Here is a 24,064-nt window from a genome sequence, read left to right as displayed (position 1 = left end):
GAAGAATGAAATTTCTCCCCTACTTCCCCTACTCCCCCCACTTCCCCTACTCCCCCCACTTCCCCCACTCCCCCCACTCCCCCCACTCCCCCACTCCCCCCACTCCCCCACTCCCCCCACTCCCCCACTCCCCCCACTCCCCCACTCCCCCTGCCCCCTGTTCCCTGTTCCCTGTTCCCTGTTCCCTAATAAGCATTAAGCTATTAATAGGAAACTATTGAAGGTAAATAAGATGATCCTGCCTGGAGCAACTGTTCGCGTCAAAAATCCCGCAGATACATATTATCGGTCTGAAGGACTTGTCCAACGAGTGAGTGATGGTAAAGTAGCTGTATTATTTGAAGGTGGTAATTGGGATAAAATAATTACTTTCCGCTTAACAGAATTAGAACCTGTTGAAACTACAGTTCCGAAAAAAGGGAAATAGTAATTTAGTCTTTAGTCATTAGTCAGTGGTTATTAGTTATTTACTAAGACTATTGACTAATGGCAATTTTAAAAAAATTCTGCAATTCCTATAAGTAATGCGACAGAATTAATTACACAAATGATTTTGCTGTTCCCTGTTCCCTGTTCCCTGCTCCCTGTTCCCTGTTCCCTGTTCCCTGTTCCCTGTTCCCTGTTCCCTGTTCCCTGTTCCTTAACTGCTTATGCGTCTACCTTTACCACAGTTTGCTATTGAAAATCGCCATTCTCATCACTTTGCAGAGATAATTGAAACGACAAGTACGGAATTTTTGGCTCAGTGTTTAGAACCAGAAGACTTGAGTTTTCCACCAATGCCACCTTTTGGGAGTTGGGTTTGCGCTGTGGACGAAGAATCTGGTAATCAAGTTTATGCTGTAGTTTATCATGCCACAACTATGCCTATTGATTCTGTACATCGGGCAGTTGCTTTGGGATTATCTTTAGAAGCTTTGCGCGAGGAACAACCCCAGATATTTTCTATGCTCAAAACTGAATTTCGAGCGGCGATTGTGGGATTTAAGGAAAAGTCTATAAATATAGGTAATAACGGCAGGGTATATCAATACTTACCACCCCGTCCACCACAAATCCACCAGGCTGTTAATCATTGTCAGGCAGAAGAAATTATTCAGTTTACGGAAGAACTAGATTTTTTACGAACATTAATTTTTATTAGTGGTGCGCCTGTAGATTCTTTAGCTGCCGCCGCTATTCGAGGAGTATACCAGTTACGAAAAACTGATCGAGAATGGTTGATTAAAGCTGGAAGACATCTGAGTATGTTACTCAAAGATGATTATGATCGGTTGCGGTTTATCTTGAGCCAAATTCACCCTTAACCATAGAGTATTACTATTTTGGAGATGTCTAATGTAAAATATGACAGTTGTATTAGATGCTGTGAATGTGATTGAGCGTTATACCTTGCCCGAAATGGGCGATTTGTGGAGTGAAACCTATAAGCTGAAAACCTGGCTAGATGTAGAGATCGCGGTTTGCGAAGCACAGGCAGAACTGGGTTATATTCCAGCAGCAGCAGTAGAGGAAATTAAGGCTAAGGCGAATTTTGACCCCAAACGGGTGCTAGAAATTGAGGCAGAAGTTCGTCATGATGTGATTGCTTTCTTGACAAATGTTAATGAATATGTAGGTGATGCAGGACGCTATATTCACTTGGGTTTAACTAGTTCTGATGTTTTGGATACTGCTTTATCGCTACAATTAGTTGCTAGTCTGGATCTGTTGTTAAAACGCCTAGAAGATGTCATTGATGCTATTCGTAAAAAAGCTACTGCACATCGCAATACGGTAATGATTGGGCGATCGCATGGTATTCACGCTGAACCTATTACCTTTGGTTTTAAGTTAGCTGGTTGGTTAGCGGAAGTGTTGCGACACCAAGAACGGTTGCAAATTCTCAAAAAAACGATCGCTGTCGGTAAAATATCAGGTGCAGTGGGGACTTACGCCAACATTGAACCCCGTGTAGAAGCGATCGCTTGTGCAAAACTCGGACTTAAACCCGATATTGCCTCTACTCAGGTAATTTCCCGTGATATTCATGCAGACTTTGTGCAACAGTTAGCATTACTGGCTGCATCCATAGAACGTTTTGCTGTAGAAATTCGTAACCTGCAAAAAACAGACGTTTTAGAAGTTGAAGAATTTTTCGCCAAAGGGCAAAAAGGCTCTAGTGCTATGCCTCACAAGCGTAATCCCATCCGTTCGGAACGATTAACAGGGATGGCACGATTGGTGAGAAGTCATGCAGGGGCAGTATTAGAAAACGTCGCTTTGTGGCACGAACGGGATATTTCCCACAGTTCTGTAGAACGGGTAGTTTTACCAGATGCTTGCATTTTGACTCATTTTATGCTGCATGAAATCACCCAGTTGGCAAATAACCTGTTGGTTTATCCCGAAAACATGGCACGAAATCTTAACTGTTATGGTGGAGTCGTCTTTAGTCAAAGGGTATTATTAACCTTAATAGATAAAGGATTAAATCGAGAAGCAGCCTATACTATAGTCCAAGAAAGCGCCCATACTGCCTGGAACAAACCAGAAGGCAACTTCCGTGATTTAATCAGCACAGATCCTCGCGTCACTCAAAACTTATCCCCCGCAGAAATAGAAGCCTGTTTTGATCCACAACATCATCTCAAGCATTTAGAACAGGTTTATCAAAGATTGGGTATTTAGGAATGTGAATTAAATAAGGTGCAAAAGTAGGGTGTGTTAGCGACAGCGTAACGCACCATTCCAGGTTACATCAGAATTGCAGGTTATTAACCCACATTCCGCACCCTTGACTGTCACAAACGGTGATTACGGAGGTAAATTGATGAAAAATGAGTAAAAGAATACATTTATCTATAAAAAAACAAATTTTAGATAGGAAAATTGATTCAGATACATTCTCAATAAGAAGCAATAAAGAATGAGGGTGGTTTCTGGCAGAAAATATAATATAATTTTATTGTTAGTCTATCAAGACTTAATCATAACTTATATCCTTCTAGAAATAAACTTAAAAACAGCATTAAAACTTAAACTCATTAATAAAATCAATGAGTCAAATTGTATAATTAAACTATTAATAATGTTGATGAATCAACTTATATATCTGTAGTAATTACGGCAAGCTTCTGGGAGGAATAGGAGAATGTACTTCATTTCTGATGTCAAATTATAAAATTCTCTTTTTCCTTGAAAAGTCACAAGATGAACTGATTGAAAACATTGAAATATCCACCGCATAGTTGGATTGTTTATGGCCTTTCCTAATTGATTTTCTTCTTTGATTTTAGGACTTTTTTCGATAACTTCAATATTTTCTACTTGATGATATTTAAATTCTTTACTTATTTTTGTTAATTCCTTTCTAGCATCAGCCGCACAAGCAAATTTTTCTTGCGATAGGTTTTTTAACTTACTTTGAGTATTAGTCAAAGCTTTTTCTATTCTCTTTGATAATTTCTTTAAGTCAGATTTTTTTCTATCTTGACTTTGTACGATTAACCATCTTTGCTCTATATCTCCATAAGTTATTTTCTTCTCGGCATAAGAATATCCTGCTTTTTCACTTTTAACAAATTCCGATTCTGCTAAACTCATCACTAAGTTTTTTGCTGATTTTATCGTTAAGGGTACTCTGGTTAACCATTTGAGACTCGACATTAACTTGATATTTGATTCTGTATATAATGCGCTATCTGCTACTATCAAACTATCAACTTGTATTCTTTTCTGATATTCAACTGCGATTTCTCCAAATTTTTTAGAATCAACTTCATTCCCTGATACTGCTTTTATATATATTGGTATATCTCCATCTCCTGAACATACTAATTGTGTAATAAATTGTTTTAAATCTGGACGATGATCTCTAGAATAACCGTAAGTCAGCTTTATCGCTTGAGGTGATTGACTCTCTTCATTTTCTTTTTCTAATGAACCTGATTCTTTTGAATCTTCAAATATTACTGATGGTAAACTATTTTCATATTCTCCATGTACATGAAATGATGTTGAATCCAAGTGTGATGATGAGAGTGATATCTGATATATTTCTACTGCATTTAAACTGACGGCTAAAAATACTGTATCTAGTCCTTTTATAAATAATTTATCTAATACTCTCCCCAGCTTGTCATCATTGAGATATTCTGCTTTTACTCCTACACCAATTAAATGTTCACAAGCAATTAATTCAAAGAATTTTGGAAACATATATAACGGCTGTGACATCATACTTAAGCCGTTCAAAATCATCGCCTTTACCACCTGACCTGCACTGACTTTTTCTCCTGGCTCTGAACCTACTAAATTATTAATTATTTCTACAATCCCTATTGAATCTACTATTCCTGCTACTATCCCTAAATGGTCTATCTTCTTCAATTCCAGGTCTTTTGTACTAAACATGGTAACAGAAACTCCATATAAGTATCTGTTACCATGTTCTCATTTTTCTGTTGATTTAAAACGTTTTTTTAGTTTTTTATAGTCATTGAGGATAAAGCTTTCAATGATTCTGGACTAGGTTTTCCATTACAATCACCTCAGAATCAAAATTTCGTACTTAGTCGTTTTATTGACTATATATCTGCTTTAATAGTAATTATTCCTATTTAGCCTCAATAAATTTTAATCACCCCTCACAGGTATTAGTTCTTATGTACTAAATATATTGCTTTCCTTGGGGTGTGACACTTGGGGGTGCGGAATGTGGGTATTAAATTTGCGTTCCTTAGAACTGGAATTGGGTAATCGCACAAGCTTCCCCGGTCTGAAGACGCGGGGATTTCTGAAGAGTCCATAAAAGAACTTTCGTAGGCTAACGTGATTGGGGAATATGAAACTTTTTTCTTTCAAAATTCTGATTCGTCTAGCGCCTATAAATCTTTTACTACGGGCAAGGGGCAGGGGACAGGAAGCAGGGGTTCTTTTTAGGAACTACGGTCAGAAACGGTAAGTTCTACCGAGATTGTCTGTGGAGCGGGCAAACAAGATTGGAAGTCATTCTAAGACAGCGATGAAGCAGGAAATAAACACTAAGATTATCGCTGTCCAGATGTGTCTAGACTTTGGTAATTTTGGGTAAGTTTTATAGAACGGAAATAATTATTACCCATGACTCATGACCCATTCATTACCAATCACCACAACTAATGTAAAAGTCCGATAACGTGCAGTAAGCCTTTACCAGTGATTAATTCAATAATCAACCCAATAAAACCTAGCATGGCTATCCGACCATTCCAAACTTCTGCGCTGGTAGTGATTCCCCATTCCCACCGTTCTTGGGGATACATTTTCACCCTTTTTTTCATTTGGGTAACTTGAGAGAGTTTGAGATTAGGTTGTTGCAAGACATCAACTATCAGGTCGCATAAAGCTCTGATAAAAACTGGATTAGTATTGGGAGCAGGAACTCGTCCGAAGTTATGTATTCCTGCTTCTTCAGCTATTTCTCGATATTCAATGTCAATTTCTTGTAGTGTTTCGATATGTTCAGAAACAAAACTAATGGGGACAACTACCAAATCTTTCACACCTTTAGCACCGAGTTCGTTTAGTGCATCTTCTGTGTAGGGTTGTAGCCATTCTACCGGACCAACACGACTTTGATAGGCGAGGGTGTGGGGATTGGGACGATTGAGAGTTTGCATAATTAAGGTTGTGCATTCCTCAATTTCTTGCTGATAGGGATCTCCTGCTTCCTCTACATAGCTTTTAGGTACTCCATGTGCGCTAAAGAAGATATGCACACCATCAGGATGTGGAAACTTATCAAGTTCGCCAAGTATGAGTTCTGCCATTGCTTGTAGATAACCTGGTTCTTTGTACCAAGAGGCAATGACTGTATATTCAAGACTTTGGAGTTTGGGGTTTTCTTTCCATAGTTGTTCTAATAACCGGAAACTAGAACCGCTGGTGCTGATGGAAAATTGGGGATAAAGTGGGAGAATTACTAACTTATCAATGTGATCTTGGGTAAGTTGGGCGATCGCTTCCTCTGTATAAGGATGCCAATAACGCATTCCCACATAGATATTAGCTTCTTGTCCTAATTCACCTAACTTCGCCTTGATAGCTTCTCCTTGTTCTTCTGTAATCCGTCGTAAGGGAGAACCGCCGCCAATTTGCTTATAATTTTCTTGAGATGTTTTTTCTCGGCGTGTAGCAATAAACCAAGCCAGAGGTTTTTGCATCCAGCGAAACGGTAAACGGATAATTTCGGGATCTGAAAACAGATTATACAAAAAAGGTCCTACATCGTCTAGTTTATCAGGACCACCAAGATTAAGTAATAATACCCCTATACGACCCATAGCAGTTACTTTCCCCCAATCCTTACAGATTTTTCACTAATGTTAACAATATATCTTTATTAAATATAAAGCTTTATCGGCAGGAAAAATACAATGGCAACAATTTTTAGAGATTTAAGTTATAGATACCAATGGCTATATGATGGCATCTCTCGGTTAGCGGCTGTGACTGTGGGTGGTGAACCCCGGTTTCGTCAACTGGCTTTACAAAATTTAAACCTACAATCAGATACTCAGATTTTAGATTTATGTTGTGGTAGTGGTCAAGTAACCAGATTTTTAGTAAATTTTTCGGAAAACGTCACCGGTTTGGATGCTTCTCCATTGTCTATAAAACGATGCCAGAAAAATGTGCCAAATGCCACTTATATAAAAGCATTTGCTGAGGATATGCCTTTTGCAGATAATTTGTTTGATGTGGTACATACTAGCGCAGCTTTACACGAAATGCAGCCAGAACAACTCCGAAAAATCATTCAAGAGGTTTATCGGGTATTAAAACCGGGAGGAGTTTTCACTTTGGTGGATTTTCACCCCCCAACAAATCCGATATTTTGGCCGGGGTTGGCGATATTTTTCTGGTTGTTTGAAACCCAGACGGCTTGGGAATTGTTGAAAACAGATTTACCTGGTTTGTTAGGAGATTATGGTTTTGATGTGGGTAAACCTAGTTTATATGCTGGTGGAAGTTTGCAGGTAATTCAGGCAAGAAAAATTGTTGAATAGGAGTAGGGGCGCAGGGCCTGCGCCCAGTCAGTCCCTGCGCCCAGTCAGAGACTAGGAACGAGGTGTGGTAGGGATTTGAGCTTAAGTTGATACCATTAGGTAGGGGCAAACCCCCTGTGGTTGCCCCGAATAACGAACCAACAAAAAGTTCTAAGTAATTTGTTCTGTTTGTGTTTCTACCTTTTGACCAATTTTTGGTTCTGTACCCGCAATTAATCGCTCAATATTACTGCGGTGACGGATAATTACATATAAACCGCCAGTCAAACCAAGAAGAATGTAGGCTAAAGGTTGGTGGAAAATTACCATTAAAATAGAAACTGCGATCGCTCCACAAATGGAACTTAAAGATACAATTCTAGAAATGGCAATGACTACTGCAAATACTCCTAATGTTGATAATCCAATTTGCCAATTTATAGCTAGTAAAATTCCCACACCACTAGCTACAGATTTACCACCAGTAAAGCCGAGAAAGACTGATTTACTATGTCCTAAAAGGGCGGCTAAACCAGCTAATGTGACTAAATAAGGTTGCCAAATTCCGGGATTTACAGTTGGTGGAATTAAGTTTTGACTATAAGCAATGTTAAATAAGGCATAACCTAAATTTATGGCTAATACTCCTTTTAAAGCATCAATTAATAACACAAATGCCCCTGGGACTTTACCCAAAGTTCTCAAAACATTAGTTGCACCTGTTGAACCAGAACCAACTTCCCGAATATCAATTCCTTTTAATAGCTTACCTGCTAGATATCCAGTGGGGAAAGAACCCAATAGGTAAGCTAATAAAACCACCACTCCACACAAACTTAACCAAAGAAACATAAATTTGTCAGTTGTCAGTTGTCAGTTGTTAGTTGTTAGTTGTCAGTTGTCAGTTGTCAGTTGTCAGTTGTCAGTTGTTTTACCAATGACCAATCACCAATGACCAATCACCAATCACCAATCACCAATGACTAATTAAAAATCATCGTTAAAATCCCGATCTTTCATGGTTTTTGGGTCAGGGGCAAAAGCTAACCAGAGAGGGAATTGTAGTAATGTTAAACTAATTTGTTCCTCAGAATCATCAATGATAATTAAAGGCATTTGATTGGCTTTAACTAATCTCTCGGCTTTTTGGGCTAAAGCTGTCGGTGCTTCAAATAATACCACTCCTCTGTCGGGTCCAAAATCGGAACGACCGATACCTAAACAATCTTGTAAACCGCGTCGCCATTCACCTAAACGTTCTGGAGTGTTTGCTAAAATTAGGGTTCGCACGCGATAGCTTCGCTCGCCGGAGGCATCGCCATATAATTGATGTAATATCGAAATTGCCGATGAAGCAATTAAAATATTCTGTAAGCGGCTACCCATTGTCCGTAAAGCACCCCGTCCACCTAAGGTAAATAACCAATTTGAGATTTTTTCTGCATGAATTGGTTCAAAGGTGCGGCGTAATTGCCAGGGCTGTCCATAATAGTCTGGCTGGTTGCGGTATTGGTCAAGTAAGCGCCGGATTTTTTTAGTGGTATCCTGAAACTGCTGTTGACCAAGTTGTGGCATTTCCGATAGCGATAGCGTGGCGTTAGCCATTTGTTCTTGCACAGCTTTAGCTTCTTTCGGCGCTGGCTTTTCCCGTTCTTGTGCAGGTTTTACCAGTTGCATTTGTTCTGCTGCTGATGCCAAATCCTGTAAACTACCTGTGAGATAGTCTTTAAAACCTTGTACCCGAATTGCTATATCTTGAGATGTCCCTGCAAAGGTTGTCCGCATTTCATTACGAATTCGTTCTTGACGACGTTCAAGTTGTTCGACAGAAATTTGTAAGGCTTGTTTGCGTTGTTCTAACTGTGATAATGACTCTTGGACAACTTGCGAGAGTGCGGTTTGAGTTACACTAATTTGCGTCCGCAGGGTGGCATAAGTAGTTTCCAATTGAGCAATTTCTGCACTAAGGTCTGATGACTTTTGCTGTAATTGGGCTAATCTTTGTTTCGCTTGTATATATAGTGAATCTTCTGCTTCTAGTTCTGTTGTTTCTGACGTTGCCAATTCACCAGATGCTTTAGTTTCTAATTGTAAATCGGTGGACGGTTTTTCTGGTAGTTCATCTGTAGGGGGTTGCACTTCTATTTGTTCTAACCACTCATTTATGGGTTCTGGAGTTGGAGATTCTTCTGGGTTCATAAACGACTATATAAATTTTCCATGATACAAAAAATATCTTTCTTGAAATATCCAATTAACTAGAGACAAAATCTAATCAATGCTTGACACTCCCCGGTCTAAAGACGCGGGGATTCTTAATCGAATAATTGTAAAGACAACTGCTCGAATAATATCCGCTTTTCAGGTATTACCTTAGATGTACGGTTCTTGCCCTGATCCTGTTTGCCATTACTGGCAGAATCATCTCTGACAAGCGTAACTTTCCCGCAGTCCGCAGGTAGGTTTTTAATGTCTTTGCTGACAAATTTTAAATTAGCTCTTCGTAAAATTGTCCGGGAGGCTTGAGTATCAGCATGGTCAATATGACCGCAGTTTTCACAAATGAACTTTTCGCCATCTCTGTTAGCTTTACTAATATGATGACAAGCCGAACATTCTTGAGAAGTAAATTTAGGATTAACGGATAATACTGGCTTACCAGACTTCAATGCCAGCCAAGCGATTTTAGAAAATAAGTCACCCCAACTGGCATCAGAAATAGAGCGATTTAACCCACGTTTTGCAGATTGACCATTAGGCATAAATCGCCCTTTCTGCCGTTTAGGTTTGCAGCGGGACTTCATCGCCTTAACATTTAGATCCTCTTGGACAATTGCCTCAGCGGTGTTAACAACTTTATTGGCTGCTTTCCATTGATGATCATTCCGTTTATCTGCAATCTTTTTATGTAGTTTGGCGACTCTTTTCCCGGCTTTTTTACGATTATTAGAACCCTTGACTTTACGGTTAACCCGGCGCTGTCTGATTCTTAATTGACGACGGACTTTTTTGTTAGTTGCAAATTTAGGATTTTCAATAAATGAACCATCCGACAAAGAAATTAATTTATTAATTCCTACGTCAATACCCACCGCTGATTTGACAGTTTCAATTTCTGTGACTTCAGGTAGCGATTCAGGTAAATTGAGTAATACACTCATGTACCATCCGTCAGCTTCTTTAATTACTGTTACCGTCCTAATGTCAGCATCTACGGGAATAGTCCGACTATCAAAATAGCGCATAGTCCTCAGTCCAGGAAAGTAGGCATGGGAATAGCATCGGGGCTGATTGGATTCACGATTAACGGTTAATTTTACTTGTCCTGGCTTGAATTGAAAAGTTTTAAAATTAGCTGCTTTACGAAACGCAGGAAAACCCCTTTTGTGTTGAAAAAATCCGTTATAAGCAATATCTAATTTAGCTAAATTACCTTGTAAAACATCTGAATTAATTCGGCTATACCATTCAGATTCAGAACGTAATTCAGTTGTTCTCTTACTTTGAATATCAGTCGGACTACCCCAGCTTAAACCATGCTTCTTACTATTTTTTGTTAGCCCAGAGGACATTACGCCATGCTTAACGATAGGGCAGGTTAATGGGCAATAAGAACCATATTCAATACGACTATCTAAGTCTGAAAATGCGCCATATTGGTACATAACAGACTCATCTGATTTTTGGTTATTAGTTTCAAATCCGCGCTGACGTTCTGCTAAACAATAATTTCTGTGTTTCCGCAAAGTAACAAGCCACTCAGACATTAAGGCTTGTTGCCCAATATTCGGTTGTAGCTTGAATCTCCAGCGTATTTGCACAGGTTTATTTTGTTGATATGATTGACGATATGACTATCTTAGTCTACAATTTAAAGGAAGTCAATAGCTAAAATATATGAAAAAAAGTTCTTATGAATATCGGCATTATAATCACGCTGTCGGATTGAGCGTGATTCATTTAGTCTGGATACCTAAACGCCGAAAAAAAGTGCTTGTAGGGAAAATCAGGGATAGGATTTTTGAGATATTTTCGGCATTAGCTATTGAAAAAGATTGGAATATTCGGGCGTTAGAAGTTGCACCAGATCACATTCATTTATTCGTAGAGATTCATCCAACTGATGCAATATTTCAGGTAATTAAAGCATTTAAAGGACGCTCATCTAATTACCTAAGAAAAGAGTTCCCAGAATTAAAAAAGCTACCGTCACTTTGGACTAGCAGCTATTTCTTTTCAACTGCTGGAAACGTTGCTGCTGATACTATAGAAAGATATATTAATGACCCGCATCATGGTTGAGAATATTGGAAGCGGTTAAAACCGCACGAGTAGGCTTTCCCCCGCGCTCTAAAGAGACGCGGCTCCCAGCCTTCCCGCAATCTCCTGGTGGACAACGTTCTTCTAGACAAGATTTTAAGGTTTTGGGGTCAAATAAAATTGGCAAAAAGTGAATACTGTTCACTTCTTTAAAATAGAACAAAATGGGAACCGGATTCCAGAATATTCGCCAATTTTGCCATTCTTGGTAAGGAAAACGCTTAATTAACTTTTCGCCTCTATAAAGATCAAAATCAGTAGGGGTAAATAGAAAGCGCAGTGTTACAGCTTGCAACATCAAAAACAAACCTAATAGCGTTAATATTCCTCCCACCCAAGGTTGTACTAATAGGACGGGAATGGCGACCAAGACTAAGACAACAGGAATATTATAACTTGGCTTGAGTTCTACTGTTGATATGATGTTAGGTGTGAATGAACTATGCAAAATCTTTTTCTCCTGTTTCTATAATTCGTAATTTTTAATTACTCTATTTTGCCTTTTGCCTCTTGCCTCTTGCCTCTTGCCTCTAAAATCACTTTCCTGGCGATAATCCACTACCGGGACCTTGGAACATTACCCAAGATAAAAAGAAGTTGGTAATAAATATAACTAATAGGGCTGTGACAACAGCAGTTGTAGTTGATTGTCCTACACCTTTAGCACCGCCTGTGGTAGTCAAGCCCCAGCTACAGCCGATAATGGCGATTAATACACCAAAGCAACAGGCTTTAATCATGGCGTTACCAATATCCCAAATATCGAGAAAGTCCCGGGCTGAGTCTAGAAATACTGTATCGGAAAGGTTGTAAATATGGGTGGCTATGAGCAATCCTCCAGACATTCCTGTGATTAAGGATAGCAAAGTTAAGACAGGTAACATGATGAAGCAAGCCAGAAGTCTGGGAATAACTAGATAATCAATGGGATCTGTTTTTAACATTAACAGAGCATCTATTTGTTCTGTAACTTTCATTGTGCCGATTTCTGCTGCGAAAGCTGAACCTACCCGTCCTGCTAAAACTACTGCTGTCAATACGGGGCTAAGTTCTCTGGTTAATGCTACTGCTAATACGCCCCCAACGAGGTTCCCTGCCCCGAAGTTGATGAATTCCCGTGCTACCTGAATTGTGAATACTGCACCCACGAATATGGCTGTTAATAGGGCAATGAAGAAAGAGTCGGGTCCGACTATTGCCAATTGTTCTAGGGTGTTACGACGGTGAATTTTACCTTGAAGGAGGTGAAATATGACTTGTCCACCTAAAAAGGTCGCAGCCAGCAAGCGCTGACTCCATGTTCCTAAACTGGATTTGGCCATTGGTCACTGGTGGTGGGGGATAGAATTAACACTAGACAATATGCAAATTATTAACTTAGTTTACGGCTAGTCTCATAAAATTGAGCGAGTTTTTACAGTGGTTTTACTTCTAGTAAACTGCATACTGAGATGTAAATCCTGATTTTTTCAAGGTTTTACAGGTTTTAAACCTCAAAAATACCCAATGCACTTGGGGTAACTACTACCAGTGCAATTTAATGAAAACTTAAGATTCTTGACGAAATGAATGTTTGGGGGCGATCGCCAGTATTGTAGAGGTTGGCAGATAATTTTTCGGTTATCTCTCAAGTTACCCACTACCTCGGTCTGATTATGACTATATTTAGTAACTTTTTCCGATCTTTAGTGCTTACCACCATTTTTAGTTTTCTCGTCCCTGTCTTCCTCGTTGGTGGTTTGTTCTTGGTTTTATCACTTTTTAGCTATGTCCCTGGTCTACAAGGGATAATTTCGGATGTCTCTATGCAAATTCTGCATTTTCTCGCTACTTTCGGCAGTGGTAGTTCCCTCAACGGTCTATTTACGATTAGTTTAACTTGCGGCTTTGTTGGGGCGCTATTTGATATCTATGTTCATTACCGTTATCAAATTCTTCATACCGATTCTTGAATGTTGTCAAAGCATTTAAGCCATGTTGATGATTCAAAGAATCCCACAATGAGTAATCTTAATAATTGCGATCCATAGCTGAGTATTTCTATATTTACTGGAAGCTATTGGCTCTGTGCTGGAGATTTCTATTTTTTAAGGTCGTTATTTTCCCAAATTCTCGTGTAGTGCAGTGACACAACACAATAGGGTTGAGATGGGTATACTTGTGGCGAAGGCTAATATTTTTTAATACTTGGCTCTTGTTCCTTAAAAATACCAAATAAAACTACATATAAAATATAAAAATTTCCTTAAGCTTTTTAATAAGAGACTTCCAAATAAAAAAATGTCCCAAAACTTATGCAGAAATTCTCTCTCTGTGTACTCTGTGCCTCTGTGGTTCGTTTCTTAGGATAATTTATTTCTTGGAAGTCTCTAATGATTCGGGTGATATAGCAAGAGTTACCGAGTCAGGGGTTAAAAATAAAATTCTTACCCTTGTCTTTGGGACTTTTCCCAATTGGATTAGAGTTGACACTCCCTGGTCTAAGGGACTTCCAAGAAATAAATTATCCTGATTAACGAACCACAGAGGCGCAGAGGACACAGAGGAATAAGGGTTTGAGAGATTTTTGCGTTAGGTGGTTGAGTATTTTTTTATTTGGAAGTCCCTAAAGACACGGGGATTCTTGGTTCAACGAGACCACATAAGTGCTTGCCCCAAATATCGGGGTAGGCACGGGGGCGCTACCCCTACAAATCAAGACTTTTTTCGATTTGGACAAGGTATTGTTTATATAATCAATTTTGCCTACTTGTTTAGAACCCGTTAGGTTCGCGCTGGGCGTTCTATATTAAAGATATTCAGAAGATTAAAAAGTTATTTGATTGCCCATGATTTGGCCATTTAAGCCCAACTTTCGGAAACAAATTGCGCGGATTGAAGTTAGCGGTGCGATCGCTGGTGCAACCCGTAAGCACGTCCTAGAAGCATTGAAGACTATAGAGGAAAGTAAGTTTCCGGCTTTACTGCTACGCATTGATAGTCCTGGGGGTACAGTGGGTGATTCTCAAGAAATCTACAGCGCACTAAAGAGATTAGCCAAAAAAATCAAGATTGTTGCTAGTTTTGGGAATATTTCCGCTTCTGGAGGCGTTTATATTGGTATGGGTGCAGAACATATCATGGCGAATCCAGGCACGATTACGGGCAGTATTGGGGTAATTCTGCGGGGGAATAATTTAGAGGTGCTATTGGGAAAAATTGGTGTTTCCTTTAAGGTCATTAAGTCAGGACCGTACAAAGATATATTAGCTTTTGATCGGGAATTAACAGAACCGGAACAAACTATTCTGCAAGACTTGATTGATTGCAGCTATCAACAATTTGTGGAAACGGTAGCACAGGCTCGTTCATTAACCGTAGAGAAGGTAAGAAGTTTCGCTGACGGCCGAATTTTTACCGGACAGCAAGCCTTAGAGTTAGGTGTTATAGACCGCTTAGGAACAGAAGAGGATGCACGACGATGGACAGCGGAATTAGTAGGACTTGATCCTGAGAAAACTCTTTGCTATACGCTAGAAGAACAGAAACCATTTTTGAGTCGTGTTCTGCCGGGAAGTCGTCAAGCTAAATCGGTTATTGGTGGGGGGATTGATTGGCTAGAATTTGAAATGTCTACGAGTGGTTTACCCATGTGGTTATATCGTCCATAGAAAGTAGGGAACAGGGAACAGGGAACAGGGAACAGGGAACAGGGAACAGGGAACAGGGAACAGGGAACAGGGAAGAATTATTACAACTGACAACTGACAAATACAAAAGGAGGATTTTGGTAGTGAAATGGCAAATGCGAGCAATTCGGGGTGCAACAACTGTTGCAGAAAATAGTGTTGAAGCAATTCGAGATTCAGTGACAGAATTATTAGATGAATTGGAGCAAAGAAATAAACTCCAACCGGACGATATGATTAGTGTGACTTTTTCAGTGACAAAGGATTTGGATGCTATTTTTCCAGCAGCGATCGCCCGCAGTCGTCCTTTGTGGGATAGTGTAGCTATGTTAGATGTCCAACAAATGCACGTTGAAGGAAGTTTACAGCGCTGTATTCGCTTTCTAATTCACGCTAATTTACCAACTTCTACGCCAATTCACCATGTTTATTTACGTCACGCTGCTAAATTGCGTCCCGATTGGAGTTTACCCCAAACGTTACAAACTTCACAGCAGGTAGTGGAGACGAAAGTTTAAAATTAGCTGGTCAATAACATAAGTAAAAGTTAGCGCTAAATGAGCTATTACAGTGGTGACGCGGCTGCTCAACCTGCTACTATTGGTGGGAGTATTTTCACTCATCAGGGTACTGGTGTATGTGTAAAGTTAGATGCTTTTTTGGATATTCTTACCAAAGGTGAAGAGCCGCTTGTCATTGTCACCAGTGAAGGTTATTTTACGAAAATATATAAGTATGTGACTGCGTATAAGGGTTTTGTGTTTTTCACAGAATCCTTGGATAAATTGGATTTTAGTAGCAATATTGAGGTGATTTACGCTCAGAGTTTAGGAACGAATATTTGATTGTCTAAAATATGATTTGTGTGATTAATTAATCATCGTCTAAAATATGATTTGTGTGATTAATTAATCATCGTCTAAACTATGATTTGTGTGATTAATTTGATTTTTCTGATTAATTAATTATCGTCTAAACTATGATTTGTGTGATTAATTTGATTTTTCTGATTAATTAATTATCTCAATCAAAAAAACGTCTAAACTATGATTTGTGTGATTAATTTGATTTTTCTGATTAATTAATTATCTCAATCAAAAAAACGTCTGAACTATGATTTGTGTGATTAATTTGATTTTTCTGATTAATTAATCATCTCAATCATCTAAATCAAAAAAATCACAGTTTAGACAGTTTGGACATTATTCAGATGCTAATAAGTCCCGAATGACGCGAGTTACGGCTTTCTGGGTGACGCGAGTGGCAATTTGTTGACTTAAAAGTTGGACTCCTGGATTAACAATAATTTGGGCTAATTGAGGAGCAAATTTTGTGGCATCAAAGCCTTTAGTGTCTCGTAAAATTCCCGCAATGCGTTTAATATATTCTAAGGTTTGTTGTTGTTCAACTGAGGCTGAAGGAATTTGATGAACTGCGGTAATTCCTACCTTTTCTCGAAGTACATAAGTGAAGTTGTGTAAGGCATTTTTACTGACAGCATCTATACTGTTGAAAAATTCATCAACTAATCTATCACGAATAAATGCACCTCGGTCAGAGGAGAGAAATTCTACTCCTTGATTAACGACTAAGTTCAGATCATATTCTTGGTTACTGCGGGCATTTTTTAGCAGGTTTTCTAAGCGATTCCAGCGGAATTTCCCATCTTTAAACAGTAATTCTTGTAATGATGTTCTTAACTCGTTTGCGGGATCTGTTAACAGCCTTTTAGCAACATAAGGATAGGCTTCACTGAGAACTTTGAAATTGGGATCTATATAGATTGCAATTCCTTCCAAAGTCACAAGCGAACGAATAATTAAGGCGTAATATGGGGGAACACGGAAAGGATATTCATACATTAAAGCCGATAAATCATCGGTGATACTTTTAATATTCAAATCCGCGACACTTGCACCTTGGGCGTTAGCAAATACTTTGGCAAAAGCAGGAATAATCGGAGTTAGGTCTGTTTCGGGAGTGAGGAATTCTAGCTTTACATAGTCTTTTGCTAAACTATCAAATTCCCGATTAACGACGTGGACAATTGCTTCAATTAAACCATAACGTTGGGCTGGTTTTACTTCGCTCATCATGCCAAAATCGAGATAAGCTAATTTACCATCCATTGTCGCTAACAAGTTACCTGGGTGGGGGTCAGCGTGGAAAAATCCATGTTCTAATAATTGACGCAAAGAACATTGGACTCCAACTTCAATTAAATACCGGGCATTGATTCCTAAAGCGGCGATTTTTTCGGGTTGAGTTAATTTGATGCCGTTAATCCACTCCATCGTTAAAACGCGACGGTTGGTGTATTCCCAGTAAATTTTTGGTACATAAATATCCTTCATGTGACCATATAATTCAAAAAAGCGTTCTGCATTTTCGCCTTCATGAATATAGTCCATTTCTTCAAAAATGCGATCGCCTAACTCATCCAAAATTCCGACTAAATCACTACGTACCCGTTTGAGATTCCGCTGTACCCAAGCAGCCAGTTTCCGCAAAATATACAAATCTATCGTAATTCGTTCCCGTAAATCTGGACGTTGGACTTTAATCGCTACTTCTTCCCCAGTTTTCAATCTGCCTTTATATACTTGTCCCAAGGAAGCCGCCGCAATCGGTTGTAACGAAAATTCTGCGTAAATTTCTGACGGTGTTGCTCCCAATTCTTCCTGAATAAATTGGTAAGCTATTTCATTAGGAAAAGCTGGTAATTGATCTTGGAGTCTAGTTAATTCTTCTAGGTAAATTGGTGGGACTAGATCTGGTCTAGTGGATAAAGCTTGACCAATTTTAATGTAAGCTGGTCCTAGCTTTGTTAATAATTCTCTCAGTTGAACAGCGCGACGACGTTCATTTTTAACCAAAATTCTCCATTGCTTATCCCACCATAACCCGAAGACAAAGGCAAGAATTGGTTTTAAAACCGTCAGAATCCGCCGGACAACTTGCAGGAATCGCCCACTATACTGTGCTGCTATTTCCACAGGATCATACAGCACCGACTCCGGTTCAGATCCTGTCCTCACTTTGTGCCTTGGCTGTTGAGAAGCCTGCGCCGATTTGATTACTACCGTCTGTGTACTTTGTTCTGCTACTACCTCAATCACGGACAATTCGCCTCCGCGACTGTCCTCCTGACTTGTTCGAGAACTAGGGGGAAGTGTCTTAACCATCATGAAGAAGCCACCAGTTAAATCAACGTTGTTAAATATTGTAACAATATCTTGTCTTTTCGGGATATATTCGCAAATTAGAAATTCTTGCTGCTAGTTTTCTTGTTAACGGTCGAGTTTTAGTATATTTAAGTAAGGTATAGCGCAAATAGGTACGTCTGATGACGCTTGTGCAAGAATTACAGACGACTTATTTGTTTGGCTTCCACACCCACCCCGAAATGATAGCGTAGGGTGGCGTTAGCCATATTTCCGGGCTAATAGTCAAAGTTTACTAAAGTAAACTATAGACTTATGGAGATTTTTAGTCATCTTCAGATGACTTCTGCTATGAGACTGGGAATTCATTCCCAGTTGGGTTATGGGTTTTACGTTATACTCAAAACGGTTGGGACATGGACTTTTATAAAATCACGAAAACCCTAGATTTGTAGGGGTTTAAGTAGTGAGACAGAATTAATTACACAATGTCATTGCGTTAGCGCAGCGTGGCATTAGCCATATGGAACGAAGTGAAATGAAGCAATTCCAAGGGTTGTGATTGCTTCCCTTCCCTCGCAATGACTGTAAATATTTTTGTCCAATTACTTAACAATGCTCATTGGTGTCAACTTAACGTAAAATCCATAGCCTGGGAATGAATTCCCAGTCTCATAGCAAAAGTCGTCTCAAGACGACTCAATAACTAGAAAATTTTTGAACTTGTTTAGTTTACTAATGTTTTACCCCTCCCTAACCCTCCCCTTGTAAAGGGGAGGGGACTGGATTTTTAACTGGTTATTGTTGATATCCGAAAGGACAAAATAAATCGGCATCAATAATGTTATTGTTCCAATTATCGGTTTTTCTTAACCAACAGGTAAAATCGCCTATTTCCTCTTGCCTATTCCCTCTTGCCTCTTGCCTATTCCCTTCCTACAACGACAATTTTCAACGCCAACCTACTTAATTTGTTTGATGTCGCTGATTAGCGGATTCATGATAATTGACAAAATTGAAAATATTAATATAATGATTCTATACTAAAAATATAAATTTCCTCATAAAAAATGATTAAACATCTGCAAGGAAAAATAGCATTAGTCACAGGTGCTACTAGAGGAATTGGGAAAGGAATTGCAATTGGATTAGGTGAAGCTGGTGCTACAGTCTATATTACAGGACGCACTCTTGAACCTAATAATGACGGTCTTGGTGGGAGTTTACAGGAAACTGAAACCGCCGTTATAGAAGCTGGTGGGGTTTGTATTCCCGTGCAGGTTGATCATAGTGATGATGAGCAAATTCGCCAACTTTTTGCCCGGATTGAGAGAGAACAAAATGGTCAATTAGATATTTTAGTTAATAATGTTTATGCAGGAGTACAAGCTATTAGAGAGGGCTTTGGTAAAACTTTTTGGGAGTTAGAACCGAGTTTTTGGGATGCTGCGAATCATGTCGGTTTACGAAGTCATTATGTCGCTAGTATTTATGCTGCGAGGATGATGACAAAGCGGAAAGAGGGAATTATTTTTACTATTTCTTCTTGGGGCGGAATGTCTTATATTTTTAGTGTTCCCTATGGTGTAGGCAAAAGTGCCTGTGATAGATTAGCCGCAGATATGGCAAAAGAATTGAAAAAATATCATGTGACTTCTTTAGCTATTTATCCGGGGATTGTCGGTACAGAACAGATTACCAGTTTTGCTAAAGAACAGAGTTCAGAAGATGGTAAATCTCTATCATTTGGTGATAGTTATAATTGGGAAACACCCTTATTCACTGGGAGGGCGATCGCTAGTTTAGCTGCTGATGCTAATATTATCAAATATACAGGTAAAATCCAAATTGTCGCTGAAGTTGCCAAGAGATATGGATTTGTAGATGAAAATGGTAATCGTCCTGCGTCTTTACGTTCTTTGAGGTTTATTTTACCAAGGCAAATACCTTTTTTAAGAAATTATGCTGGGTTAATTCCTGATTTAACAATACCTTGGTTAGTGATTTTATTCTTTAGGGACTTCCAAGAAATAAATTATCCTGATTAACGAACCACGGAGGCGCAGAGGACACAGAGGAATAAGGGTTTGAGAGATTTTTGCGTTAGGTGGTTTATCGGTTGTCAAGAGATTGCTTCCTTTCACTCGCAATGACAACTCATGCAGCACAGGTTTATTAGAGACTTCCAATCAAAAAAATATCCCAAAATTTCTTGTGGTGCGGGACGAATTGCCCGCTAATCATCAAGGACGGGCAAGGATGCCCATCCCACAAAATTGGATCATTTTTTTTGTGGAGTTCTCTTAGTAAATTTGGTTAAGTACAAATCTAGGAGATAACCCTAAACTTCATGTTGGATTAAATAACCGTCCTCCATGTTGATAATTCTATCAGCAATATCTAAAATGCGGTTATCATGGGTAACAATTAAAATTGAGCAATCTTGTTCTTTTGCTAATTGCTGCATTAAATTAACCACATCTCGTCCTGATTTACTATCTAAAGCAGCCGTAGGTTCATCGGCCAATACTAACTTAGGATGACTCACTAAAGCGCGAGCGATCGCCACTCGTTGCTTCTGTCCCCCAGAAAGATCAGAGGGATAATAATTAATTCTATCTCCCAATTTCACAGCATTAAGTATTGCTTCAGACTGAATATAAGATTCCCATTGAGAAATATTAGATTGCAATTCTAAAGACATTTGTACATTTTGCATAGCAGTTAAGAAATCTAGTAAATTATGAGCTTGAAAAATATAACCAATTTGCCTACGTATTTGAACTAATTCTTCATTACTAGCATTTAATAATTCTTGTCCACTAAATTTTAAACTTCCCTCTTGGACAGAACGCAAACCACCGATTAATGTTAATAGAGTAGTTTTTCCTGAACCAGAAGGTCCAGTCATAATGACAATTTCTCCAGATTTGATCGTCAAATTAATATCAAATAAAGTTTGAGTTCGTAATTTACTATTACCAAAGTAATGATTAAGATTTGTGATTTGTAAAATATTAGCAGAATGTGAATATTGCATAAGTGGGTGAACGGTAAAAAACCGAAATATGTAACGAAAAGTAAAGTTGCTTAAGAGGGTGTTTGAAAAGTCATGATTGCTGGATCAAATATTTTACCCCACCCTAACCCTCCCCTTGTAAAGGGGAGGGAACTAATTTTTCCGGTTTCCCCCCAAAGCATCGGGGGGATTTAGGGGGGTAACAATGTGATGAAAATTACGGGATACCACTTTTCAAACAACCTCTAAAACCTCTTCTCTGTTCCCTTGTCATAATGACAATTTGTGGTTAATTAAAAATTTCTGCTGGATCTACCTTACGTAATTTATTAGTAGAAAAGAAACCAGAAGTTAAGCACATAATAATCACAGACGTAAATACTAATAAACCCTTATTTATATCCATAACAATTGGTAATTTAGTTGCATCTTTGGCAATATCATATAGTCCTAGAGAGATAGCAAAACCGGGAATATAACCCAAGACAGCTAAAATTATAGCTTGCTGAAAAACAACATTCAAAAGATATTTATTTCTAAATCCCATGGCCTTGAGTGTAGCAAATTGGACAAAATGGCTTGATATATTACTATAAAGGATTTGATAAACAACAATGACACCAACAACAAAACCCATCGTTACCATCAAATTAAACACAAATCCAATCGGTGTTCTTAATGTCCAATAGCTTTTTTCAAAATCAATAAATTCTTGGCGAGTCATCACTGTGACATCATCAGGTAAATTAGCAGATAAGGTTGCTAAAATTGTTTTTGGGTTAACATGAGGTTGCAGATTAATTGAGCCTATATCTAGTTCATTTGCTCTGCGTTCTGGAAAGATTCTAAAAAAAGTAGAAGAACTGACTATTAAATTACCATCCACACCAAAAGAAGGCCCAAGGGTAAATAACCCACTAACTTTAACCTTGTAACCAACTGTTCCTAAATAACTAAATATCTCCATACTGATAGGTTTATTTTTCTGGAAATATTCAGCAATTGGTCCAAATTCTGGACGTGCGGCTCGGTCAAAAAATACTTGATCAGGAATTTTGAGTAATTGAAAATCTTGATCTATTTCGGGTAATCTAAATATGGATTTAACCGGATCAAATCCCAGGACATAAATAGGATATTTGCGACCATTGAGAGGATTTTTCAGTTTAGCAAATTGGACATATAAAGGTTCAACTGATTCAATCCCATTAAAACCTAATATCTGATATAAACGACTGCGAGGAAAACTTTGAGTAGAAGTCAAGGATTTATATTGGGAGCTAATTAAAAACAAATCACCTCGAAGATGTTTATGTACTTGAGTCGCACTGGCATAAAGAGCATCTTGAAACCCAATTTGCATAAACATTAAAACAGAAATAAAAGCAATACCCGCTAATGCTACAAGAAAGCGTACTTTTTGCTTTGCTAATTGTAGCCAAGCTAAAGGTATATTTAAAATCATATTTTCTCCTATTTCCTATCTCATCATAGGATTTCAAAATACCCATTAGTCATCATCCCCATCAAATTAATTAGACAAATTACAGTTCAGGCTTATATCTGAATAAGTGCCTGGACTTGTAAATTAGTTAAATTAGAAACTCGTTGATTATCTGCTAATTTATCAATGCGAATTTTTACATCAACTATTTTATTATCTGTATCTGAACCAGGATTAGTGTTAAAGATATTTTGTCTGCCAACTTGTAAACCAATATCTGTAACTGTCCCTTGTAATTTTCCTGCGAAAGCGTCACCCGTGATAGTTGCTGATTGACCTAAACGAACTTTTTTAATGTCAGTTTCGTAAACTTCTGCAACTACATACATTTGTTGAGTTTGTCCTAGTTCTAATATCCCTTTATTGGCAATTATTTCTCCTGGCCAAGCATTAATTTTTAGGACTTGACCATTAATAGGTGAACGAATATAACTTAAATCTAACTCCGCTTGAGCTTGTTGAACAGATGCGATCGCACTTTTTATATTTGCTTGAGCTAGTTGCACATCTGTAGGACGAATTTCTGCAATACTATTAAGTCTAGCTTCAGACTCACTTAACTGTTTTTGCAAAGTTTCTACAGTCCGTTTCAGGTTAGCATTAGCTTCATTAAGTTGTTCTTGCACAGTATCCCTGCGTAATTTTTTAGTATCTGCATCAGAAGCAGAAATAGCACCATCTTCATATAATTTCTGATATCGTTTATTTTCGGTTTCTGAATTTTTTAGTTCAGCTTCTAGACGAGCAATTGTGGCTTTTTGGGTAGAAATTGATCCTCGTAATTCCACTTCTAAACGGGAAATTGCGGCTTTTTGAGCCGAAATATCACCTCTTTTCGCCCCTGCTTCTACTTGCTGAAGATTCGCTTGACTGACTTCTACTTGTCGTTTTGCTTTTTCTAAAGCTGCAAGATTAGGAATATAACTATCAAGAATTGCTACTACTTGTCCTTGACGAATTTTGTCTCCTTTTTTCACCAAAAGTTGATTAACTCTTATCCCTGTCTGAGAATTGGGTGCGGAAAGACGAATTACTTCTCCTTGGGGTTCTAACCGTCCTAAAGCAGCAACAGCAGTAATGGTAGGTGCAGAAATAGGGATAATAGGAGATATTGTAGAAGTTGATTTAGAATGTTTCTGAAAATATGAAAGGCTATAGAGAGATATTAGACTAGTAGCTATAACTCCAGAACTTGCTAACATTATCGGCCACAAACTCACAGGTTTTATTAATGAGTGCTTTTCTTTGTGTACCATGATTTTGTCTTTTAAATTAGGAAATACGACAGTATTTCTGATTCTCAATAAGAACCAGAAAAGTCCCTATACTTGATAACATCTCTTGACAACCTTATATATGATCCAATATCCAAAAAAAAT

General features: G+C 38.4%; 20 protein-coding genes and 1 pseudogene. 10 read left to right on the top strand and 11 right to left on the bottom strand.

Going from position 1 to position 24,064, the window contains the following annotated elements; translation table 11 throughout:
* Positions 1-232: 232 nt before the first annotated feature.
* From AA650_RS03745 to purB, 3 genes are all read left to right on the top strand, one after another.
* Entirely contained in the window at positions 233-427 is a 195-nt protein-coding gene (locus AA650_RS03745; protein ID WP_027402660.1) for an NAD(P)H dehydrogenase subunit NdhS, read from the top strand.
* Positions 428-650: 223 nt separating this feature from the next.
* Positions 651-1,307, top strand: a complete 657-nt coding sequence (locus AA650_RS03740; protein ID WP_027402661.1) for a hypothetical protein — start codon at positions 651-653, stop codon at positions 1,305-1,307.
* A gap of 67 nt (positions 1,308-1,374) precedes the next feature.
* Positions 1,375-2,670 carry an adenylosuccinate lyase gene (gene purB / locus AA650_RS03735; protein WP_053541177.1) on the top strand — a complete coding sequence of 432 codons (1,296 nt, stop codon included), beginning with the start codon at positions 1,375-1,377 and terminating at the stop codon, positions 2,668-2,670.
* Positions 2,671-3,081: 411 nt separating this feature from the next.
* On the opposite strand, the gene AA650_RS03730 is transcribed toward purB, so the two are convergent.
* Both AA650_RS03730 and hemH read right to left on the bottom strand, forming a co-directional pair.
* Positions 3,082-4,395 carry an IS1634 family transposase gene (locus tag AA650_RS03730; RefSeq protein WP_081424133.1) on the bottom strand — a complete coding sequence of 438 codons (1,314 nt, stop codon included), beginning with the start codon at positions 4,393-4,395 and terminating at the stop codon, positions 3,082-3,084.
* 743 nt (positions 4,396-5,138) lie between these two features.
* Positions 5,139-6,305, bottom strand: a complete 1,167-nt coding sequence (gene hemH / locus AA650_RS03725; RefSeq protein ID WP_053538013.1) for a ferrochelatase — start codon at positions 6,303-6,305, stop codon at positions 5,139-5,141.
* 93 nt (positions 6,306-6,398) lie between these two features.
* Between hemH and AA650_RS03720 the strand changes: the two genes are divergently transcribed.
* Positions 6,399-7,031, top strand: coding sequence for a class I SAM-dependent methyltransferase (locus AA650_RS03720; protein WP_053538012.1), 633 nt, complete (start codon positions 6,399-6,401; stop codon positions 7,029-7,031).
* A 150-nt stretch (positions 7,032-7,181) separates the two neighbouring features.
* On the opposite strand, the gene plsY is transcribed toward AA650_RS03720, so the two are convergent.
* The 3 genes from plsY to AA650_RS03705 form a co-directional block, all read right to left on the bottom strand.
* Positions 7,182-7,862 carry a glycerol-3-phosphate 1-O-acyltransferase PlsY gene (gene plsY / locus AA650_RS03715; RefSeq protein WP_053538011.1) on the bottom strand — a complete coding sequence of 227 codons (681 nt, stop codon included), beginning with the start codon at positions 7,860-7,862 and terminating at the stop codon, positions 7,182-7,184.
* Between the two features lie 135 nt (positions 7,863-7,997).
* On the bottom strand, positions 7,998-9,209 hold the full coding sequence (locus AA650_RS03710) for a DUF3086 domain-containing protein (RefSeq protein ID WP_053538010.1): 1,212 nt from the start codon (positions 9,207-9,209) through the stop codon (positions 7,998-8,000).
* A 116-nt stretch (positions 9,210-9,325) separates the two neighbouring features.
* Entirely contained in the window at positions 9,326-10,831 is a 1,506-nt protein-coding gene (locus AA650_RS03705; protein ID WP_053538009.1) for an RNA-guided endonuclease InsQ/TnpB family protein, read from the bottom strand.
* A gap of 76 nt (positions 10,832-10,907) precedes the next feature.
* Here AA650_RS03705 and tnpA point away from each other — a divergent pair, with 76 nt between their 5' ends.
* Entirely contained in the window at positions 10,908-11,312 is a 405-nt protein-coding gene (tnpA, locus tag AA650_RS03700; RefSeq protein WP_053538008.1) for an IS200/IS605 family transposase, read from the top strand.
* Between the two features lie 88 nt (positions 11,313-11,400).
* Here tnpA and AA650_RS03695 read toward each other — a convergent pair.
* Together AA650_RS03695 and AA650_RS03690 are read right to left on the bottom strand one after the other, a co-directional pair.
* Positions 11,401-11,778: pseudogene (locus AA650_RS03695) on the bottom strand (DUF3119 family protein); the annotation flags it as partial.
* Between the two features lie 88 nt (positions 11,779-11,866).
* On the bottom strand, positions 11,867-12,652 hold the full coding sequence (locus AA650_RS03690; RefSeq protein WP_039205142.1) for an MlaE family lipid ABC transporter permease subunit: 786 nt from the start codon (positions 12,650-12,652) through the stop codon (positions 11,867-11,869).
* A 333-nt stretch (positions 12,653-12,985) separates the two neighbouring features.
* Here AA650_RS03690 and AA650_RS26060 point away from each other — a divergent pair, with 333 nt between their 5' ends.
* From AA650_RS26060 to AA650_RS03675, 4 genes are all read left to right on the top strand, one after another.
* Positions 12,986-13,282, top strand: coding sequence for a hypothetical protein (locus tag AA650_RS26060; RefSeq protein ID WP_071992797.1), 297 nt, complete (start codon positions 12,986-12,988; stop codon positions 13,280-13,282).
* Between the two features lie 876 nt (positions 13,283-14,158).
* Positions 14,159-14,980: a signal peptide peptidase SppA gene (gene sppA / locus AA650_RS03685; protein WP_053538007.1), complete on the top strand. Its 822-nt coding sequence runs from the start codon at positions 14,159-14,161 to the stop codon at positions 14,978-14,980.
* A gap of 122 nt (positions 14,981-15,102) precedes the next feature.
* Complete coding sequence (aroH, locus tag AA650_RS03680; protein WP_053538006.1) at positions 15,103-15,516, top strand: chorismate mutase; 414 nt, start codon at positions 15,103-15,105, stop codon at positions 15,514-15,516.
* Between the two features lie 39 nt (positions 15,517-15,555).
* The gene (locus AA650_RS03675; RefSeq protein WP_053538005.1) at positions 15,556-15,843 is read left to right on the top strand and encodes a hypothetical protein; all 288 of its coding nucleotides are present in this window, start codon (positions 15,556-15,558) and stop codon (positions 15,841-15,843) included.
* A 357-nt stretch (positions 15,844-16,200) separates the two neighbouring features.
* Here AA650_RS03675 and AA650_RS03670 read toward each other — a convergent pair whose 3' ends face one another.
* A complete protein-coding gene (locus AA650_RS03670) occupies positions 16,201-18,186 on the bottom strand; it encodes an ABC1 kinase family protein (RefSeq protein ID WP_053538004.1) in 1,986 nt (661 codons plus the stop codon).
* A 1,049-nt stretch (positions 18,187-19,235) separates the two neighbouring features.
* Between AA650_RS03670 and AA650_RS03665 the strand changes: the two genes are divergently transcribed.
* Positions 19,236-20,210 (top strand): SDR family NAD(P)-dependent oxidoreductase, encoded by a 975-nt coding sequence (locus tag AA650_RS03665; protein ID WP_053541176.1) that lies wholly within the window; start codon positions 19,236-19,238, stop codon positions 20,208-20,210.
* Between the two features lie 293 nt (positions 20,211-20,503).
* Here the strand turns inward: AA650_RS03665 and AA650_RS03660 are convergent, their stop codons facing one another.
* The 3 genes from AA650_RS03660 to AA650_RS03650 all read right to left on the bottom strand — a co-directional run bounded on the left by AA650_RS03660 (position 20,504) and on the right by AA650_RS03650 (position 23,941).
* Entirely contained in the window at positions 20,504-21,202 is a 699-nt protein-coding gene (locus AA650_RS03660; protein ID WP_053538003.1) for a DevA family ABC transporter ATP-binding protein, read from the bottom strand.
* A gap of 268 nt (positions 21,203-21,470) precedes the next feature.
* On the bottom strand, positions 21,471-22,646 hold the full coding sequence (gene devC / locus AA650_RS03655; protein ID WP_053538002.1) for an ABC transporter permease DevC: 1,176 nt from the start codon (positions 22,644-22,646) through the stop codon (positions 21,471-21,473).
* A gap of 92 nt (positions 22,647-22,738) precedes the next feature.
* The gene (locus tag AA650_RS03650; protein ID WP_053538001.1) at positions 22,739-23,941 is read right to left on the bottom strand and encodes an ABC exporter membrane fusion protein; all 1,203 of its coding nucleotides are present in this window, start codon (positions 23,939-23,941) and stop codon (positions 22,739-22,741) included.
* Between the last annotated feature and the right edge of the window lie 123 nt (positions 23,942-24,064).

Source organism: Anabaena sp. WA102, assembly GCF_001277295.1.
Classification (GTDB): Bacteria; Cyanobacteriota; Cyanobacteriia; order Cyanobacteriales; family Nostocaceae; genus Dolichospermum; species Dolichospermum heterosporum.
This window is presented reverse-complemented; position numbering and strand designations above follow the sequence as displayed.